This is a genomic window from Pseudoduganella dura, assembly GCF_009727155.1.
GTDB lineage: Bacteria > Pseudomonadota > Gammaproteobacteria > Burkholderiales > Burkholderiaceae_D > Rugamonas > Rugamonas dura.
The window spans coordinates 6,630,529-6,649,015 of record NZ_WNWM01000002.1 but is presented as its reverse complement, the minus strand read 5'-3'; the positions used below and the strand labels follow the sequence as shown (position 1 = coordinate 6,649,015).

General features: G+C 65.8%; 16 protein-coding genes. 8 read left to right on the top strand and 8 right to left on the bottom strand.

All coding sequences use genetic code 11. The features are described 5' to 3' along the window. Together GJV26_RS28675 and wrbA are read right to left on the bottom strand one after the other, a co-directional pair. The gene (locus GJV26_RS28675; RefSeq protein ID WP_155711962.1) at positions 1-408 is read right to left on the bottom strand and encodes a DUF2069 domain-containing protein; all 408 of its coding nucleotides are present in this window, start codon (positions 406-408) and stop codon (positions 1-3) included. After that, a complete protein-coding gene (gene wrbA / locus GJV26_RS28670; RefSeq protein ID WP_155711961.1) occupies positions 408-1,016 on the bottom strand; it encodes an NAD(P)H:quinone oxidoreductase in 609 nt (202 codons plus the stop codon). The genes GJV26_RS28675 and wrbA overlap by 1 nt, the downstream gene beginning before the upstream one ends. A gap of 48 nt (positions 1,017-1,064) precedes the next feature. On the opposite strand from wrbA, the gene GJV26_RS28665 reads away from it, so the two are divergent. Next, entirely contained in the window at positions 1,065-2,441 is a 1,377-nt protein-coding gene (locus GJV26_RS28665) for a YihY family inner membrane protein (RefSeq protein ID WP_229419486.1), read from the top strand. A 119-nt stretch (positions 2,442-2,560) separates the two neighbouring features. Beyond that, complete coding sequence (locus GJV26_RS28660) at positions 2,561-3,016, top strand: CBS domain-containing protein (protein WP_155711959.1); 456 nt, start codon at positions 2,561-2,563, stop codon at positions 3,014-3,016. Between the two features lie 186 nt (positions 3,017-3,202). Here GJV26_RS28660 and GJV26_RS28655 read toward each other — a convergent pair whose 3' ends face one another. After that, a complete protein-coding gene (locus GJV26_RS28655; protein ID WP_155711958.1) occupies positions 3,203-5,449 on the bottom strand; it encodes an EAL domain-containing response regulator in 2,247 nt (748 codons plus the stop codon). 207 nt (positions 5,450-5,656) lie between these two features. Between GJV26_RS28655 and aroC the strand changes: the two genes are divergently transcribed. Next, positions 5,657-6,763: a chorismate synthase gene (gene aroC, locus GJV26_RS28650; RefSeq protein ID WP_155711957.1), complete on the top strand. Its 1,107-nt coding sequence runs from the start codon at positions 5,657-5,659 to the stop codon at positions 6,761-6,763. Between the two features lie 79 nt (positions 6,764-6,842). Here aroC and GJV26_RS28645 read toward each other — a convergent pair whose 3' ends face one another. Both GJV26_RS28645 and GJV26_RS28640 read right to left on the bottom strand, forming a co-directional pair. After that, positions 6,843-8,294 carry an HDOD domain-containing protein gene (locus GJV26_RS28645; RefSeq protein WP_155712797.1) on the bottom strand — a complete coding sequence of 484 codons (1,452 nt, stop codon included), beginning with the start codon at positions 8,292-8,294 and terminating at the stop codon, positions 6,843-6,845. 101 nt (positions 8,295-8,395) lie between these two features. Continuing rightward, positions 8,396-10,186, bottom strand: a complete 1,791-nt coding sequence (locus tag GJV26_RS28640) for a putative bifunctional diguanylate cyclase/phosphodiesterase (RefSeq protein WP_155711956.1) — start codon at positions 10,184-10,186, stop codon at positions 8,396-8,398. A gap of 327 nt (positions 10,187-10,513) precedes the next feature. On the opposite strand from GJV26_RS28640, the gene GJV26_RS28635 reads away from it, so the two are divergent. The 4 genes from GJV26_RS28635 (at position 10,514) to GJV26_RS28620 (ending at position 14,023) form a co-directional block, all read left to right on the top strand. Continuing rightward, the gene (locus GJV26_RS28635) at positions 10,514-12,190 is read left to right on the top strand and encodes an isovaleryl-CoA dehydrogenase (protein WP_155711955.1); all 1,677 of its coding nucleotides are present in this window, start codon (positions 10,514-10,516) and stop codon (positions 12,188-12,190) included. Between the two features lie 93 nt (positions 12,191-12,283). Continuing rightward, positions 12,284-12,934 carry a uracil phosphoribosyltransferase gene (upp, locus tag GJV26_RS28630; RefSeq protein ID WP_155711954.1) on the top strand — a complete coding sequence of 217 codons (651 nt, stop codon included), beginning with the start codon at positions 12,284-12,286 and terminating at the stop codon, positions 12,932-12,934. Positions 12,935-12,938: 4 nt separating this feature from the next. Then, entirely contained in the window at positions 12,939-13,304 is a 366-nt protein-coding gene (locus GJV26_RS28625) for an Hpt domain-containing protein (protein ID WP_189441778.1), read from the top strand. A 515-nt stretch (positions 13,305-13,819) separates the two neighbouring features. Beyond that, positions 13,820-14,023 carry a cold-shock protein gene (locus GJV26_RS28620; protein WP_131145893.1) on the top strand — a complete coding sequence of 68 codons (204 nt, stop codon included), beginning with the start codon at positions 13,820-13,822 and terminating at the stop codon, positions 14,021-14,023. A 202-nt stretch (positions 14,024-14,225) separates the two neighbouring features. On the opposite strand, the gene GJV26_RS28615 is transcribed toward GJV26_RS28620, so the two are convergent. Next, on the bottom strand, positions 14,226-15,134 hold the full coding sequence (locus tag GJV26_RS28615) for a LysR family transcriptional regulator (RefSeq protein WP_155711953.1): 909 nt from the start codon (positions 15,132-15,134) through the stop codon (positions 14,226-14,228). Positions 15,135-15,249: 115 nt separating this feature from the next. Here GJV26_RS28615 and aceB point away from each other — a divergent pair, with 115 nt between their 5' ends. Then, the gene (gene aceB, locus GJV26_RS28610; protein ID WP_155711952.1) at positions 15,250-16,839 is read left to right on the top strand and encodes a malate synthase A; all 1,590 of its coding nucleotides are present in this window, start codon (positions 15,250-15,252) and stop codon (positions 16,837-16,839) included. A gap of 82 nt (positions 16,840-16,921) precedes the next feature. Here the strand turns inward: aceB and GJV26_RS28605 are convergent, their stop codons facing one another. Together GJV26_RS28605 and gloB are read right to left on the bottom strand one after the other, a co-directional pair. Continuing rightward, on the bottom strand, positions 16,922-17,569 hold the full coding sequence (locus GJV26_RS28605; protein WP_155711951.1) for a 2-hydroxychromene-2-carboxylate isomerase: 648 nt from the start codon (positions 17,567-17,569) through the stop codon (positions 16,922-16,924). 11 nt (positions 17,570-17,580) lie between these two features. Beyond that, positions 17,581-18,372 (bottom strand): hydroxyacylglutathione hydrolase, encoded by a 792-nt coding sequence (gene gloB / locus GJV26_RS28600; protein WP_229419705.1) that lies wholly within the window; start codon positions 18,370-18,372, stop codon positions 17,581-17,583. Between the last annotated feature and the right edge of the window lie 115 nt (positions 18,373-18,487).

Sequence of the window (18,487 nt, the reverse complement as noted above, 5' to 3'; positions counted from 1 at the left end):
TTACTTGTGGCCGTTCCGGCTGCGGGCAACCTTGTCCAGCAGCTCGCGGGCAGCCTTCTTCGCAGCCCGCTTGTACGGATGCACGTACAGCAGCGCGCAGCAGAAGAACACGAACACCAGTGCCGCCTCGCCCCAGCCGAGCCACGGCATGGCCGCGTCGCTGTAGCCGCGCACCACGCCTTCGGCCAGGTAGGCCAGGATCATCATCGACGACCACTGCAGCGTGTACAGGTCGCGTTTGAGCACGCCGATCAGCGGGAACAGCAGCGGCACGGCCTTCAGGGCCAGCCACGAGCCGCCCGGCTTGAGCGGCGCCAGCACGGTTTCCCACAGCAGGCACCAGGCGATCAGCGCGGCCACGCTGACCAGCGCTCCCCACCACAGTACCTTCTGCCGGGTGCCGTACATTACCGGCCCCGCAGTCTGGCGGCCGTTTCGGCCAGGCGCTTGCCGAGGGCGACGGCGATGCGCTTTTCCTCGTCCGTGACCGGCTTGCGGCCATCCACGCCGGCCCAGTGGCTCGCGCCGTACGGCGTGCCGCCGCTGGAGGTGGTCATCAGGTCGGGATGCGTGTAGGGCAGGCCCAGCACCACCAGGCCATGGTGCAGCAGGGGGATCATCATCGACAGCAGCGTCGATTCCTGGCCGCCGTGCAGGCTGCCGGTGGACGTGAACACGCAGGCGGGCTTGCCGGCCAGGCTGCCGGACAGCCACTGGCTCGACGTGCCGTCCCAGAAATATTTCATCGCCGACGCCATGTTGCCGAAGCGGGTGGGCGAGCCGACGGCGATGCCGGCGCATTCATCCAGGTCGGCCAGCTCCACGTAGGGTGCCCCGTCCACCGGTATTTCCGGCGCGGTGGCTTCGGCGACGGTGGATACGGCGGGCACGGTGCGCAGCCGGGCGTCGCAGCCCGGCACGCTCTCGATACCCTGGGCGATCAGCTCGGCGAGCCTGCGGGTGGCCCCATGCCGGGAATAGAACAAAACAAGGATAGTCAGGTTGGGCGCATTCATCGTTGGTATTATAGAACGCTTTACATCGTGAACAGGGGCGGGAACCGTTTGAAGCAACGTATAAGCACTCTATACCAGAGCGTGGCAAGGGGCGTGGCCGAACTGCGCGCCCTGTCGTGGGCCGAAGTGCGCGACCTGTTCCTGTTCGCGCGCCGCCGGCTGCGCGATGAAAGCCTGCCGCAGGTGGCCGGCGGCCTCACGTTCACCACCGTGTTCGCGCTCGTGCCGGTGCTGACGATCGCGCTGGCGGTCTTCACCACCTTCCCAATGTTCGCCACGTTCCGCACCGCGCTGGAGGCTTATTTCATCCAGAGCGTGATGCCGAAGGCGATTTCCAGCACGATCCTGTCGTACCTGACCACCTTCGCCGCGCAGGCGACGCGGCTGTCCGCCGTGGGGGCGGTCACGCTGATCGCCACGTCGGTGGCGATGATGACGATGATCGAGCGGGTCTTCAACCGCATCTGGCGAGTCAAGGCCGAGCGGCGCTGGGCGCGCCGGATCCTGGTTTACTGGGCGCTGATGACGCTCGGGCCGCTGCTGATCGGCGTGTCGATCTCGCTCTCGACCGACTTTTCGTCGGCCACGTCGAGCCTGGTCGGCAGCGTGTTCGGGGCGCTGGCCTATTCGGTGCTGTCGCTGGTGCTCACCACCGCCGCCTTCACGTTCCTGTATGTGACGGTGCCGAACAAGGTGGTCGACTGGCGCGACGCGCTGGCCGGCGGCGTGCTGGCCGCGCTGGCGTTCGAGCTGGCCAAGCGGGGCTTTGCCGTCTTCATCACCGAATTTCCCACGTATTCGCGGATCTACGGCGCGCTGGCGGCGCTGCCGCTGTTCCTGCTGTGGGTCTATGTGTCGTGGCTGATCACGCTGGTCGGGGCGCTGCTGGCGGCGGCGCTGCCGGTGGTCAAGTACGAACGCTGGTGGTACGAGCCGGTGCCGGGCGGCGCATTCGTCGATGCGATGGCGGTGCTCAAGGTGCTGCACGGCGCCAGCCGCTACGGCGACACGGCGCTGGTCTCCTCCACCGCGCTGCGGGCCCGCACGCGGATCGGTTTCGACGAACTCGATACGCTGCTGGAACGGATGCAGGACAAGGGCTGGGTGGGCCGCGTGCGCACCGATCCGGTGCCGCGCGTGCAGTTCGGCAAGCATGTCAACGATACCGGCGACAACTGGGTGCTGCTGGCCAACCCGGACACGCTGGCCGTGGCCGAGGTCTACCGGCTGTTCGTGTTCGGCGGCATCCCGGTCAACGCCGGCGTGGCCCAGGAGTCGGACGATCCGCGCGACGTCCAGGCGCGGCGCGATGCGGCCAGCCTGGCACGCAGCGTCGAGGATGCGGTCGAAGCCGGCCTCGGGCTCACGCTGGGCGACCATTTCGGCCCGGCCGTGGCACGCAGCGGCGAGACCGCCGCCGGTTGATGCAGGCCGTTGTTCGCCGGCTTATTCCGTGCAAGGCTGGATTTTTTCCCGGGCATACGCTACATTGCGCCAGAAGGCATAGAATAAAAACACTCATTCACGCGGACAGGACGGCCACCATGAAAGTCTCAGAAATCCTCCAAGTCAAGGGCAACATCCTCTACACGATCACCCCGGACCAGCCGCTGGTGGATGCCGCGACCACGATGGCCGAGAAGGATATCGGTTCGCTCGTCGTGATGGAGTATGGCGACCTGGTCGGCATGCTGACCTTCCGCGAGGTGCTCAAGGCGCTGCATGCCAACGAGGGCTCGGTGGGCGGCGGCACGGTGCGCAGGCACATGGACGACCATCCGATCACCGTCACGCCCGATACCGAGGTCAACGAGGTGCGCCGCATCATGCTGGAAAAGCACGCGCGCTACCTGCCGGTGATGAATGCCAAGACCCTGCTGGGCGTGATTTCGTTCTACGACGTGGCGCGCGCCGTGCTCGAGGCGCAGAGTTTTGAAAACCGCATGCTGAAGGCGTATATCCGGGACTGGCCGGCCGAGCAGGATGAGGCGACGAACTGAGCTGTTTGTCGGGTAAAAGGAAAACGCTGCCGAGGCAGCGTTTTTTGTTTGGGAATTCGTTACCGGGACAACCGGGTGCTGGGAGAAAAAACCGGTGCCAGGCACTTTTTCCGGGTGAATCTTCCGGAAAAGGTGTCTGACACCGATGCCGCGGCGGGTTCGACAGCTGATGCGCAGGGCGCGATGTCAGGCGCGCAGCGCCGGTTGCCCGGCCAGCCAGCCGGACAGTTCATCGGCCCCCATCGGGCGCGCGAAGAGAAAGCCCTGGGCCAGCGGGCAGCCCAGCTGCTGCAGCACGCTGGCCTGGTGCTCGTCCTCGACGCCTTCGGCAACGACCGACAGGCCGAGGTTGCGGCCCAGCTGGATCACCATTTCGGCAATGCTGCTGCCGCGCGTGGAGCCGGTGATCTCGGTCACGAACGCACGGTCGATCTTCAGCCGGTCGATGCGCAGCCGCTGCAGGTGGGACAGCGACGAGAAGCCGGTACCGAAGTCGTCGATGGCGATGTGCACGCCCGTTTCCTTGACCTGCGCGAGCATTTCGATGAACGTGTCCGGTTCTTCCATCGCCATCGATTCCGTGATTTCCAGCTCGACATAGCGGGGCGGGGCGCCCGTGTCCGCCAGGGCGTTGCGCAGCACCTGCAGGAATTGGGGGTGGCGGAACTGCACCTGCGAGACGTTGACCGACATCGTGAAATTCTCGTGTCCGGCGGCGCGCAGGTGCACCAGCTCGGCACACGCGGTGCGCAGTACCCATTCACCGATATCGATGATCAGGCCGGAATATTCGGCGATGGGAATGAAGCGGTCCGGCGGCACCAGCTTGCCGTCCTCGGTCTTCCAGCGCAGCAGCGCCTCGGCGCCCACCGGGCGGCGCGCGACGAGGTCCATCTGCGGCTGGTAGGCCAGGAACAGCTCGTGCTTGCTGAAGGCGGAACGCAGCGCGTGCATCATGCGCACCCGTTCGCGGATTTCCACTCCCATGTTGCGCGTGAAATAGAAGTGGCCGGCGCGCTGCTGCGACTTGGCGCGCTTGAGCGCGATATCGGCATCCTTCAGCGCATCGGTGCCGCTGCCGTCGTGCTCGGCCAGCCGCACCAGGCCCAGCGTGGCGGACACCTGCACGGTCTGGCCCTCGATCTCGAACGGCTGCTGGAACAGCGCCAGGATGCCGGCCGGGTACACGTGGGCGGCGTCGCCCAGCACACCGAAGATGTCGCCACCGATCCGTGCCACCGTCAGGTGCCGGCTCAGGCTGTTCTGCAGCCGCGCCGCCACGGTGGACAGCAGCAGGTCGCCGAACGCATGCCCCAGCGCATCGTTCGTTTCGGCGAAGTGATCCAGGTCCACCAGGCACAGCGTGGCGCTGGCACGGGCCGGGCCGGCCAGCGCCGCGTCGAGGATCTCGATCAGGCGGGTCCGGTTCGGCAGCTTGGACAGCGTGTCGTAGAACGCCGCGTCGTGCAGGTGCGACAGCAGCTCGACATTGTCGAGGCCCACCGCCACGTTGGCGGCGAACACGTTCAGCAGCCGTTCCTGCAGCTCCGCGGGCCGGTGCGACACGTCGAGCAGCATGGCAAAGGTGCGGCAGGCCTTGCCGGCCAGGTGCAGCGCGACGCCGGCATCGCCATGGACATTGCGCCGCTCGGCCAGCGCGCGCGCCAGCGCGGGCGGCACGGGCGGTTCGGTATCGGGCCCCAGGTGGCGGCCCTCGCAGCCTTGCCAGGCGCCGCAGGCGGCCACCACGTGCACCGCGCCGGCATCGCCCGCCACGCACACCAGGCCGCCCGGTGGCTCGTCCAGCAGCGCCGCGGCCTGTGCCAGCGCACCGGCGGCGAAATCGCGCACGCCGTGCAGCGTCATCAGCGCGGTGCCGGCCTCGACGATACGATTCAGGCCGCGCCGGCTGTCGTCGATGCGGCGGATCTGCTCATAGGAGCGGATCGCCGCCGTCACCGTCGTGTACAGCTTGATGCGGGTGAGCTCGGACTTGGTCTTGTAGTCGTTGATGTCGAAGTCGCGGATCGCATCGATCTCGGGCGCATAGCCCGGCTGGCCGGTGCGCAGGATGATGCGCACGTCCGCCAGCTTCAGCGTTTCGCGGATATGGCGCACCAGGTGCAGGCCGGCGTCGTCCTGCTCCATCACCACGTCGAGCAGGATCACGGCGATATCATGCTCGTACCGCAGCAGCTCGCGCGCCTGGGCGGCCGAGTAGGCATGGAGGAATTCCAGCGGCCGGCCCTGGATGTCCAGGTTGCCGAGCGCAAAGGTGGTGGTCGAATGGACATCCTCGTCATCGTCGACGATCATCACGCGCCACGCGCCGCGTGCCGCCGTGCCGGGCTGGGCGGGCGACTCGTCCAGGAACACCAGGTCGTCCTGCGGCCCGTCTTGTCCGGTGCCGGGGGGAGTGCTCGGTGGGGGCATGCGTCGTTCTCCAAATTGGGTCTTCCGGTCCCTTTATAGCGGATTGGGCTGGATACCGGCGCAACTTCCCTATTATAAGCAGCTAATGTCATTGCTGTAAGGAAAGTGTTGCGCGAGGTGTACGAAGTAGGCAGTATTGCAATTGCTGGATCACGCGATGCTAAAGCGGTAAAATTGCTAATTCCTCGGCTCTTTCAGATTGATCTCATGTCCGGCAATTCCTTTGGCAAGCTGTTCACGGTAACGACTTTTGGCGAATCTCACGGGCCGGCGATCGGTTGCATCATCGACGGCTGCCCGCCGGGGCTGGCCCTGTCCGAAGCCGACATCCAGCCCGAACTGGACCGCCGCAAGCCCGGCACGTCGCGCCACGTCACCCAGCGCCAGGAGCCCGACGCGGTGCAGATCCTGTCCGGCGTATACGAAGGGTTCACGACCGGCACGCCGATCGCGCTGCTGATCCGCAACGAAGACCAGCGCAGCAAGGACTACGGCAATATCGTCGAGAGCTTCCGCCCGGGCCATGCCGACTACACGTACTGGCACAAGTACGGCGTGCGCGATCCGCGCGGCGGCGGGCGCTCGTCGGCCCGGCTGACTGCACCGGTCGTCGGCGCCGCGGCGATCGCCAGGAAATGGCTGAAGGAGCAGTTCGGCACCGAGTTCGCCGGCTGCATGCGCCAGCTGGGCGACATCGAAGTGCCGTTCCAGGATTTCGCTCACGTGCCCGACAACCCGTTCTTCGCGGCCACGGCCGATGCGGCCCTGATCGCGCGGATGGAAGATTACATGGACGCGCTGCGCAAGGACGGCGATTCGATCGGCGCCCGCATCGACGTGGTGGCGCGCAACGTGCCCGTGGGGCTGGGCCAGCCGATCTACGACAAGCTCGATGCCGACATCGCCTACGCGATGATGGGCATCAATGCCGTGAAGGGCGTGGAGATCGGCGCCGGTTTCGGCTCGGTGGCGCAGCGCGGTTCCGAGCACGGCGATGAACTGACCCCGCAGGGCTTTGTCGGCAACCATGCCGGCGGCGTGCTGGGGGGCATCTCCACGGGACAGGACATCACGGTGTCGATCGCGATCAAGCCCACTTCGTCGATCCGTACGCCGCGCCGCTCGATCGACAAGGCCGGCAACCCGGTGATGGTGGAAACGTTCGGCCGGCACGACCCGTGCGTGGGCATCCGCGCCACGCCGATCGCCGAGGCGATGCTGGCGCTGGTGCTGATGGACCATGCGCTGATGCACCGCGCGCAGTGCGGCGACGTGCGGGTGGCTACGCCGGACATCGCCCGCAACGCCGGTTGACGACAGAACCCGCGTCAACGGCGTGAAAGTCTGCCGGCATGCAACCGGCGGGTGAAACCGGCAGCTTGACGCGGACCCTTCAGGCCGCCCGGCTGTTGAGCAGCTCGGCCTGGTGCCGCCGCTCGATCGCCTTGACGACGAGCGCGCGCGCATCGTTCAGCAGCGCGAACTCGGTCTGCGACAGTTCGATCGGCGGGAAGGTTTCATCCCAGTCGCCGTACAGGAAGCCGGCCGGCTGGCCATTGGCCGACAACGGCAGGATCACGAAACTGCGTGCGTCGGCCAGGCCAGCCTTCCACCAGTGCGGCAGCTTGGCTGCGAACTTCGGATCGCGCGCATTCTCGATGAAGATCACGCGGTCGTTGCTCAGCGCCGCGTGGAACACGTTCGCCTCGTACGCATCGTCGAACGACATGGCCGCCAGCCGTTCCTTCGGCAGGTTGCCGAAGCTCATCCGCGCCGCGTAGCACTGTTCGCGGCGGTTGCGCACGAAAGCGACCGCGCGCGAGAAATCCAGCCCCTGGTACACGGTTTCCAGCGCCGCCGATACCATCTGGCCCGGGCTGGCATTGTCCACCATGTCGCGCATGTCGGCCAGGCCGCTCTCGAGGATGCGGTTGCCGGCGGCGCGCTGGCGCGTCCTGGCGAGTTCCTTGGCACGGCGTTCGAGCGGCTTCGACAGCGGGGCGATCGCCAGTTCCCCGGCCGCCGTTTCGCGGGCCTGGGCGATGGCGCCCTGCACCTGTTCCGGTTCCAGGCCCAGCATTGGCGCAAACGCGGCGCTCAGCCGCTGCAGTTCGGCGGCGCCGGCTTCGTCGTCGTGCCACAGCGCCGCGGCGCAATGCCGCGCCAGCGTGGCGATGCCCGCCACCCAGTCGGCGGCGGGCAGCGCGGCGGGATGGCGCTCGCCGGACGCTTCGTCTTCCGGGAGCGCCTCGGCCGGACCGGGTGCTTCGATGACGCGCATGCCCGATACGAGATTGCGCGGCAGGTTCCAGCGTTGCGCGGCCGCCATGCCGATATCGGCCAGGCCGATGCCGAGCAGGTCCGGCGCCGCCGTGTCTTCGTTGCCGGGGCCGCCGCGCTGCTGCAGCAGCATCCACTGCTCGGGCAGGTAGAAAGTGACCATCATCCGGCCAAGCGTGTGCAGCATCGAGCACACCACCGCCTGTTCCGTCTGCGGGCTGCGCACGGTGGCGGCGAGTTCGCGCGCCACCATGCCGGCCAGCACCGCCTTTTCCATCTCGATGTGCGCGTGGCTCGAATCGGCGGCGCCGGACGACAGTTCCTCGACCAGCTTGAGGCCCAGCGCCAGGTGGCCGATCGCCTCGGTGCCCAGCACGAGCACCGCCTTGCTGACCGTGTTGACATGCTGGCCGAACGCCGAATACATGCTGCTGTTGGCCAGGCGCAGCACCTTGTTGGTCAGCACCGGATCGGACAGCACGGTTTCTGTCATCGAAAAGCCGCCGTCATCCTCGCCGCGCATCGCGCCGAGCACGGCGCCGATGGCTTTCGCGAAGCCCGGCATGTCGCCCTGGCGGCGGGTGCGTTCCCACAGCAGGGCCAGCGTCTGTTCGCCCTGGGCCGTGACGGCGGCGGCGTCCGCCGGGGCGGCGATGGGTGACCGGTTCACTGGACCACCCGCAACACGTGGGTGCGCGCCGCATCCGCACGCGGCATATCCGCACGCAGCACATCGTCGCGCAGGACATCTTCGCCCAGTACATCTTTGTAACGACGCTCGTTCAGCGCCGCGATGGCGACATTGGCGGCCATCGGCTTGCCGGTCAGGTAGCCCTGGATATATTGACAGCCGCGTTCGCGCATATAGGCAAGCTGTTCCTCGGTTTCGACCCCTTCGGCAACGACCGACAGCGACAGGTGCCGCGCCAGGTCGAGCACGGCGTTGCAGATCGCGCCATCCTTTTGCGAACCGGGCAGGTCGCGGATGAAGGCGCGGTCGATCTTCAGCACCGAGATCGGGAAGCGTTTCAGGTAGGCCAGCGACGAGTAGCCGGTGCCGAAATCGTCGATGGCGATGCGGGCGCGGCGCTCGGCCATCTTGCCGAGAATGGTTTCGGCGTGGGCCGGATCGATCATCAGCGTGCCTTCGGTAATTTCCAGCACGAGATGTTCGCCGGACAGGCCGGAATAGGTGATGGCATCGTCTAGCACGTCTAAAAACTTGTCGTTGCGAAATTGGCGGGGGCTGATATTAACAGAGATGTACAGCGGCCGTTTCGCCACCTCCTGGAACTGCTTGAGCTGCACGCAGGCCGCTTTCAGGGCCCAGGCGCCCAGCAGGTTGATCAGGCCGTTGGTTTCGGCGATCGGAATGAAGCGTGCCGGCGAGACCATGCCCAGCGTGGGGTGCTTCCAGCGCATCAGGGTTTCGAAACCCTCGATCTCGCGCGTGCGGGCATCGACGATCGGCTGGTAATGCAGCATGAATTCGCCTTCGCGCACGGCCTGGAACATGGCCGCTTCCAGCGAGATGTCGTGTTCGGACGGGCCGTTCTGGCGCGGGCTGTAGACCACGCAGCGGGCCTTGCCCGTTTCCTTCGCGCGCGACAGCGCGGCATCGGCCAGCGCGACGATCCGCAGGTCGTCCTCGGCGTGCTGCGGGTAGACGGCCACGCCGATCGATGCGCCGATATGGATCGTGTGCGCGTCGACCTCGAACGGCGCCTGCAGGGTGGCCATCAGGCGGCCGGTGACGAGGCGCACCTGCTGTTCGCTGAACGTGCCCGGCAGCACCGCCACGAATTCGTCGCCCCCAACGCGCGCCAGCGTATCGCTGTCGCGCAGCGTCTTGCGCAGCCGGCTTGCCGCCAGGCGCAGCACCGCGTCGCCGGTCGGATGGCCGAGGCCGTCGTTGACTTTCTTGAAACTGTCCAGTCCGATGGCCGCCACGGCGAAGCCCTGGCCGGAGCGGCGCGCCTGCGCGATCGTCATCCGGATCCGGTCCGCCAGGAGCAGGCGGTTGGGCAGCCCGGTGAGCGTATCGTGCGTGGCCATGTGCCGCAGGCGTTCCTCGGTGGCCTGCTGCGCCGACAGGTCGCGGCCCACCACCAGCACGCCGGTCGAGCCTTCCGCATCCGGATAGCTGGAAAGGCGCAGGTCGAACCACACTTCGCCTTGTGGCGGCTGCACGCGCAGTTCGAGCCGCGCGAGGCCGGTATCGGCCAGCCCTGCCAGCGCGCCCGTCAGCGCCGCACCGTCGAGGCCGGACACGAAATCGTGCAGCCGCCGGCCCGCCACCGGATGGCCGGCGCCGAGCAGCGCCGTGGCGCGGCGGCTGGCGAACAGGATCTGTCCGAAGGGATCGAGCCGGAACACAATGTCGCCGGCTTCTTCGAGCATGGCGTCGACAGCGTGCCGGGCATTTTCCGGCAGTGGCGTGGTGGAACTGGAAAGCATGAGGTTGCTGTACTGTTGTGCTGGTATCTCTTGCAGTGACTCCTGCAGTACGCGCGATCCGGGCGAGACGGTCGGTCACGTGTGCGTGAATGTATCACTTTACGCCAAGAAATTACATGAAATGAGGCAACATTTACGCAGGTTTCCGCAAATTGTTGCTGCGGTGCCCGCAATCAGGTGCCTTGTTTTATTCAACCGGATGCTGCCGGGCACGCCGGCATTGTTCCGGGCGCCGTCACGTGACAGCGCCTTGTTCTTGCAGCGCCATGTCGTTTCCGCTAGGCTGGAAAAAACACAATGGTGGCCGGGATGCCGGCGGAGACTGCGATGCGCCAATTCGATACGCACGAGGTGTTCAACGGGGTGCCGCCGTTCGGCAACCTGAACCTGTTCGGCTGCGATCCCGCGCTGCGCGAGGCGGTCGAGCGCGAAGGCGGCGCCGGCGCCGTGGAGGGCTTGCTGGCGCTGGGCGCGCAACTGGGCCGCGAGGAAACGCTCGACCTGGCCCGGCTGGCCAATGCCCATTCACCGGTGCTGCGCAGTTTCGACCGGAACGGCCGCCGGATCGACGAGATCGAATTTCATCCCGCCTGGCACGCGCTGATGGAGCTGCTGATCGGCGCCGGCGCGCACGCCTCGCCATGGGATGGCAGCGAGCCCGCCGGGCAGGTGGCGCGGGCCGCGCGCTACATCCTGTTCGGCCAGGTGGAAAACGGTTCGCAGTGCCCGGTGACGATGACGTACGCCAGCGTACCTGCGCTGCGGCAAACGCCCCGGCTGGCGCAGCGCTGGCTGCCGAAAATCCTGTCGCGCGAATACGACCCCAGGCCGTTGCCCGTCGACCGCAAGCAGGGCGCCCTGATCGGCATGGGCATGACGGAAAAGCAGGGCGGCTCGGACGTGCGCAGCAACACCACGCACGCCGAGCCGCTCGACCCGGCGCAGGCGCGCGCGATCTTCGGCGACGACGCGGAAGGCGCGTACCGGCTGGTGGGCCACAAGTGGTTCTTCTCCGCGCCGCAGGCCGACGCCCACCTCGTGCTCGCGCAGACCGATTCCGGCGCCGGCCTGTCGTGCTTCCTCGTGCCGCGCTTCCTGCCGGACGGCACGCACAACGAGGTGCGCGTGCAGCGCCTGAAAGACAAACTGGGCAATCGCTCCAACGCGTCGTCGGAAGTGGAGTTCGCCGGCGCGTGCGGACATTTGCTCGGTGCGCCGGGGCGCGGCATCGCCACGATCCTGGAGATGGCCAGCCACACGCGCCTCGACTGCGTGCTCGGTTCGGCCGGCATCATGCGGGCGGCGCTCACGCGCGCGCTGCACCACGCGCGCCACCGCCATGCGTTCGGCAAGCCGCTGGCCGGGCAGCCGCTGATGCAGAACGTGCTGGCCGACCTGGCGCTCGAATCCGAGGCGGCCACGGCGTTCGGGTTGCGGCTGGCGCGCTGCTTCGACCACCCGGACGATGCCGGCGAGGCACTGCTGGCACGCGTGCTCACGCCGGCCGGCAAGTACTGGATCTGCAAGCGCGGGCCCGGATTTGGCGCCGAGGCGATGGAGGTGCTGGGCGGCGGCGGCTACGTGGAGGACGGCGACCTGGCGCGCCTGTACCGCGAATTGCCGGTCAATTCAATCTGGGAAGGTTCGGGCAACGTGATGTGCCTGGACGTGCTGCGTGCGTTCGGCCGCTCGCCCGCCGCCGCGCAGGCGCTGGCTGCGGAACTGGCAATCGCCGGCACGGGCAATGCCGACTATGCCCGCTTTACCGCGCAGCTGAACGGCGATCTCGCCCGGTTCGAGGCCGACGAATCCGGTGCGCGCGTGCTGGCCGAACGGATCGTGCTGGCCGTGCAGGCGGGCCTGCTGTTGCGGCATGCACCGGGGTTCGTGGCATCGGCCTTCGTCGCTTCGCGGCTGGCGCGCGAGCCGGGCGGGGCGTACGGCCGGCTGCCCGCGGGAACCGATTGCGCGGCGATCCTTGCGCGTGCGTTGCCAGTGTCCTAAAGGAACTGCCCCGGTTTTTTCGAACCTGGCATGGACAGCCCGCGTGGCTGGCTGGGATAATGCGGGACACAAACCGTCTGCACCTAGATATATATGAAACAAGATCCGCGCTTCCCGAACCTGTTCATCACCGATCATCCGCTGATCCAGCACAAGCTGAGCCACATGCGCGACAAGGCCACGTCGACCCGCACGTTCCGCGAACTGCTGAAGGAAATCACGCTGCTGATGGGGTATGAAATCACCCGCGACCTGCCGCTGACCACGCGCGAAATCGAAACGCCCCTGATGACGATCGATGCGCCAGTGATCGCCGGCAAGAAGCTGGCCGTGGTGCCGATCCTGCGTGCCGGCATCGGCATGAGCGACGGGCTGCTGAACCTCGTGCCGTCGGCACGCGTGGGCCACATCGGCGTATTCCGCGACCCCGAAACCCATCAGCCCGTCGAATACCTGGTGCGGCTGCCGGATCTCGTCGACCGTATCTTCATCCTGTGCGACCCGATGGTGGCGACCGGCAATTCGGCGGTGCACGCCATCGACGTGCTGAAGAACCGCGGCGTGCCCGACGACCAGATCATCTTCCTGGCGCTGGTGGCGGCGCCGGAAGGCATCACCGTGGTGCAGAACGCGCATCCGGACGTGAAGATCTACTGCGCCTCGCTCGATTCGCACCTGAACGATCACGCCTATATCGTGCCCGGCCTGGGCGACGCGGGCGACCGCATCTTCGGCACCAAGTAATCACGTGGCCGCGCCGCTCGACCCCAACTACCGCGCCCACCTGCAGGCACTGGGCGACATGTTCGCCGCCAGCGTGCCCGCACGCATGGCGGCGATCGCCGATGCCCTCGCGCCGGCCGGAACGCCGCCGGACCGGGAACAGCTCGCGCGCCTGCAGGCGGCATTGCATACCGTGGCCGGTTCGGCAGGTTCGTTCGGTTTTACCGTGCTCGGCGAACAGGCGCGGCGGCTCGAACAGGCCGTGCGCGGCCTGATGAATGAACATGGCGGCAATATGGCGGGGTGGCCAGAACTGCTGCCGCAAATCCAGGCCTATCTCGACTGGGCAAGCGACAATCCCCGCGCAACAACATATCTGCCGCACGATTGACATTAATCAAACGGTCACGGCTGATATTGTCTATAGTTACACATATGCCGAACGACGCGAGGGCATTCTTGCGAGGCGGGCATTTCGATGGCACGAGGAAACATTACGGACATCCCGAAGCAACCTGAGATTTCAACCTGCAGTGCAACTGTAGTTCCACCTGAAGTTTCCTGGTTTTTCTGGTTTCCGCGCTGTTCTTCATGACTGTTCGTTGTGCAGTCTCCCGAGCACCGAAAGTGTCGTGAATCATTGTTCCACAGTATCCTTTGCCTGATTTCCGGGCGATGGCATTGTGAATCGTGTGCTTCTCATCACTTTTCGCTCGACAGTAGTGAAGATTTTTGGAAATTTTGGATTATTTTCACGAAATCGTGCCTCACGACGTGCTTTTGGCGCTGCATTCGGTATAATGCGGGATCGTTTAGATTCAAGGGTAGTGCAGTTTGTCTGCCATTGCATACTTGCTTCAAACGATATCACGGGCGCAAGCTCATTTAACTGTAATAGGAATTGTAATGGCAACTGGTATCGTAAAATGGTTCAATGATTCGAAGGGTTTCGGCTTTATCACCCCTGACGAAGGCGGCGAAGATCTGTTCGCTCACTTCTCGGCGATTCAGTCGAACGGCTTCAAGTCCCTGCAAGAGAACCAACGCGTATCTTTCGATGTGACCGCTGGTCCTAAAGGCAAGCAAGCATCGAACATTCAGCCGCTGTAATACGCTGGATCTAACGATCAAAAAATCCTCGGTTTCCGGGGATTTTTTTTTGCCTGTCGCCTTCATGACTATGACGCGCGATGCATCCTTCAAGGTGTCCAATCGCCACGCGTGAATCCGGCGGGCCCCGGCGGACCCCAGCAGCTGCGGGCCCGCGGCTTAGCTTCGCGGGCCGGACAGTACAGGGCGCGGCGCCGGCTCGTCAGCCCTTGGCCCAGTAGCCGGGCTGCGCATACGTGCGCCGCAGAAAGTCGACAAAGGCGCGGATCCGCAACGGCAAGTGCCGCCGCTGTGCGAACACCGCGTAGATGTTGTCGTTGCCGGGTGCCGCGTACTCGTCCAGCACGGTGACCAGTCGGCCCGCCTGGATATCCGCACCCACTTCCCACATGGACCGCCATCCCAGTCCCTTGCCGGCCAGCACCCAGTCGTGCAGCACGGCGCCGTCGTTGCAGCTCATGTTGCCCGCCGTGCGCAGCGTGACGTTCTTGCTGCCGTCGCGGAACGTCCAGCCGCGCTGGCTGCCGGCGCTGCTGATGGCCATGCAGTTGTGGCGCGTCAGGTCGTCGAGGGTTTTCGGCACGCCGTGGCGCTGCAGGTAAGAGGGCGCGCCGACCACCACGCGGCGGTTGTCCGCCAGCTTCAGGCTGACGAGATTGGAATCTTCCAGGGTGGCGATGCGGATGGCCACGTCCACTCCTTCGCCGATCAGGTCGACCACGCGGTCGGCCAGGTTCAGCGTCACCGTCACGTCGCGGTGCTCGGCCACGAACGAAGGAATCAGCGGCGCCACGTGATGCCGGCCAAAGCCGGCGGGGGCCGAAATGAGCAGGTGGCCGGTAGCCCGTGCACTGCGTTCGGCGGCCGCCGCTTCGGCGCTTTCCAGGTCCGCCAGGATGCGCTGGCAATCCTCGAGGAACGCTGCGCCTTCGTCGGTCAGCGCGAGCTTGCGCGTGGTACGCTGTAGCAGCTTGACGCCCAGCCGCTGCTCCAGCGCATCGAGGCGACGGCCGATCACGGCCGGTGCGATACCCTCGGCGCGCGCCGCAGCGGACAAGCTGCCTCGCGCGACCACTTCCACGAAAGTGGAAATCTGCTTGAACTGTGCCATGGTCTCGATTTATGACAAATTCGCACAGATGAAGTGATTATTTGTCTTGTTTAGATATGTTTGCAGTCAATATACTGCAAGGCATCCAATTTCACCAGAGCACAAGGAGATCGACATGAGCATCACGTTACCGGCAGGTATGGAAATCACGGGCGAGATCAAGCCCGGTTACGAAAGCGTTCTGACGCCGGAAGCGCTGGCGCTGGTGGCGAAGCTGTCGCGTGCGTTCGAGCCGCGCCGCCAGGAATTGCTGGCCGCCCGCGTGGTCCGTGCGAAACGCCTCGATGCGGGCGAGCGCCCGGACTTCCTCGCTGAAACGGCGCACGTGCGCGCCGGCGACTGGACCATTGCGCCGATTCCCGCCGCGCTGCAATGCCGCCGCGTGGAAATTACCGGCCCGGTCGAGCGCAAGATGGTCATCAACGCCCTGAATTCCGGTGCCGACAGCTACATGACGGACTTCGAGGATTCGAACACGCCGAACTGGGACAACCAGATTACCGGCCAGATCAACATGATCGATGCCGTCCGCAGGACCATCGCGCTGGAACAGAACGGCAAGTCGTACAAGCTGAACGAAAAAACCGCCACGCTCGTGGTGCGCCCGCGGGGCTGGCACCTGGATGAAAAGCACGTGCTGGTCGACGGCAAGCGTATTTCCGGCGGCGTGTTCGACTTCGCCCTGTTCATGATCCATAACGCCCGCGAGCAACTGGCGCGCGGCGCAGGTCCGTATTTCTACCTGCCGAAGATGGAATCGCACCTGGAAGCACGCCTGTGGAACGACATCTTCGTGATGACGCAGGATGAGCTGGGCCTGCCGCAGGGCACCATCAAGGCGACCGTGCTGATCGAAACGATCCTGGCCGCGTTCGAGATGGACGAGATCCTGTACGAGCTGCGCGAGCACAGCGCCGGCCTGAACGCCGGCCGCTGGGACTACATCTTCAGCTGCATCAAGAAATTCAAGCTGGACAAGGACTTCTGCCTGGCCGACCGGCCGAAGGTGACGATGACCGCGCCGTTCATGCGCTCTTACGCACTGCTGTTGCTGAAGACCTGCCACAAGCGCAATGCGCCGGCGATCGGCGGCATGTCCGCGCTGATCCCGATCAAGAACGATCCGGAAAAGAACGCCGTGGCGATGGCCGGCGTGATCGGCGACAAGTCGCGCGACGCCACCGACGGCTACGACGGCGGCTGGGTCGCCCACCCGGGCCTGGTTGCTCCGGCAATGGCCGAGTTCACGAAGGTGCTGGGCGATGCGCCGAACCAGATCGGCAAGCAGCGGCCGGACGTCGAAGTGACCGCGGCCGACCTGCTGAACTTCCAGCCGGAAGCGCCGATCACGGAAGCGGGCCTGCGCTACAACATCAACGTGGGCATCCATTACCTGGGCAGCTGGCTCGGCGGTAACGGCTGCGTGCCGATCCACAACCTGATGGAAGATGCGGCCACGGCCGAAATCAGCCGCTCGCAGGTGTGGCAGTGGATCCGCTCGCCGAAGGGCGTGCTCGATGACGGCCGCAAGGTCACGGCCGACATCGTGCGGACGATGATCGCCGAAGAGCTGCCGAAGGTGCAGGCATCGGCCCCGGACGGCACGAGCCCGAACTACGGGCGCGCCGCCCGGATCTTCGAGGAGATGTCGACGTCCGAATCGTTTGCCGAATTCCTCACGCTGCCGCTGTACGAGGAAATCTGAGCAAGCAAGTCCGAGCGCGCAAGCCGGCAGCCCGGGCAAACCCGGGCTGCCTGGCCCCGCGATACGCCGCTGACCCCGGCCGTTACAGCTGCCGCTCGGCCAGCGCGGGGCGGGCCAGGAACTCCTTCAGCCGCGCTTCATCGATCCGGTGCCCGGCAATGCGCCGCAGCAGCAGGTCGATGCGGTCGCCGCCCCAGAAAAGCTCACCCATGTAGCTGAACGTGGGCACGCCGAACACGCCGAGCGCGGCGGCACTCTCCGTGGCATCGATCAGCGCCTGCTTGATGGCCGGTTCGCCTGCCGCCGCCTGCAAGGCCTCGCCATTCAGGTCGCATTCGGCCGCCAGCTGCTTGAGCACGGCGGGACTCGAAATATCCAGCCCCCGTTCCCAGCACGCCTGCGACAGCATGAACGTGAAGCGCCGCCGGCTCGTCAGCGACGAGATCGCCAGGCACATGCGCAACGCCAGCAGCGGATTGAACGGATGCCCGGGTGGCCCCCGGAACGGCAGCCCGTGCGCATCGGCGATGCGCATCACATCGCGGAACAGGAATTCGCGCTTGGCCGGCACTTCGGCCGGACCCTTCGTGCCATGCGCCTTCAGCAGGCCCGCCAGCAGCACGGGCTCCATTTCCAGGTGCACGCCCGCGGCCTCGATGCGGGCGATCTGCTTGGTTGCCAGCCACGCATAGGGGCTGATCGGGTCGTAGTAAAACCTGACTTTCTCCATACATATTCCTGTCAAAAATGGTTCTTGTATTCGCGCAGCGCGGCGAACACGGCCAGCGGCGCCGCATCCGGTGCCACCTTGCCATCCGCGGCAAGCCGCTGTGCGATCCGTGGCTCGCGGTAACGGAGGAAGGGATTCGTCGCACGTTCGATGCCGATCGTGCTCGGCACGGTCGGCACGCCGTCCCGCCGTTTTGCCGAATCCACCGCCATGCGCGCCTGCAACGCCTCGTTGCCGGGTTCGACCGCCAGCGCAAACCGCAAGTTCGACAAGGTGTATTCGTGCGCGCAAAAAACCTGCGTGTCAGGCGGCAGCGCAGCCAGCTTGTCCAGCGATGCCGCCATTTGCGCCGGGGTACCCTCGAACAGCCTCCCGCAGCCTCCGGCAAACAGCGTATCGCCGCTGAACAGCCGGCGCATTCCTTCGCCACCCGCTTCCTCGCTATCACTGTAGTACGCAATGTGGCCGTTCGTATGACCTGGCACATCCATTATCGCCAGTTCCAGCCCGAGACCCGGCACCGTGATCCGGTCGCCTTCGCCCAGCGGCACGGTGACGGCCGCGATGCCGTCATGGCGCGGGCCGTACACGGGCACATCATGGCATTGCAGCAAGGCCGGCACACCGCCGATGTGGTCACGATGGTGGTGGGTGAGTAGAATGGCGGTAAGGGTCAGCGCATGCTCGCGCAGCGCGGCCAGGATGGGCGCGGCATCGCCGGGATCGACGACCGCGGCATGGCGGCCATCGTGGATGAGCCACAGGTAGTTGTCGCTGAAGGCGGGAACGGGCAGTATGTGCAGAGAAGCGGGGCTGGACCCGGATGCGGCCTCAGAGGCGGACGCGGCCGGGGAGGCGGTTGGAACAGCAGGCACGGAAGCATGCACGGAACTAGACACGGGAGTGGATTCAGTCATC

Coding starts and splice junctions, on each gene's coding strand:
- GJV26_RS28675 (WP_155711962.1), bottom strand. CDS start 408: ATGTACGGCACCCGGCAGAAGGTACTGTGGTGGGGAGCGCTGGTCAGC.
- wrbA (WP_155711961.1), bottom strand. CDS start 1,016: ATGAATGCGCCCAACCTGACTATCCTTGTTTTGTTCTATTCCCGGCAT.
- GJV26_RS28660 (WP_155711959.1), top strand. CDS start 2,561: ATGAAAGTCTCAGAAATCCTCCAAGTCAAGGGCAACATCCTCTACACG.
- GJV26_RS28655 (WP_155711958.1), bottom strand. CDS start 5,449: ATGCCCCCACCGAGCACTCCCCCCGGCACCGGACAAGACGGGCCGCAG.
- aroC (WP_155711957.1), top strand. CDS start 5,657: ATGTCCGGCAATTCCTTTGGCAAGCTGTTCACGGTAACGACTTTTGGC.
- GJV26_RS28645 (WP_155712797.1), bottom strand. CDS start 8,294: ATGCCGGGCTTCGCGAAAGCCATCGGCGCCGTGCTCGGCGCGATGCGC.
- GJV26_RS28640 (WP_155711956.1), bottom strand. CDS start 10,186: ATGCTTTCCAGTTCCACCACGCCACTGCCGGAAAATGCCCGGCACGCT.
- GJV26_RS28635 (WP_155711955.1), top strand. CDS start 10,514: ATGCGCCAATTCGATACGCACGAGGTGTTCAACGGGGTGCCGCCGTTC.
- upp (WP_155711954.1), top strand. CDS start 12,284: ATGAAACAAGATCCGCGCTTCCCGAACCTGTTCATCACCGATCATCCG.
- GJV26_RS28620 (WP_131145893.1), top strand. CDS start 13,820: ATGGCAACTGGTATCGTAAAATGGTTCAATGATTCGAAGGGTTTCGGC.
- GJV26_RS28615 (WP_155711953.1), bottom strand. CDS start 15,134: ATGGCACAGTTCAAGCAGATTTCCACTTTCGTGGAAGTGGTCGCGCGA.
- aceB (WP_155711952.1), top strand. CDS start 15,250: ATGAGCATCACGTTACCGGCAGGTATGGAAATCACGGGCGAGATCAAG.
- GJV26_RS28605 (WP_155711951.1), bottom strand. CDS start 17,569: ATGGAGAAAGTCAGGTTTTACTACGACCCGATCAGCCCCTATGCGTGG.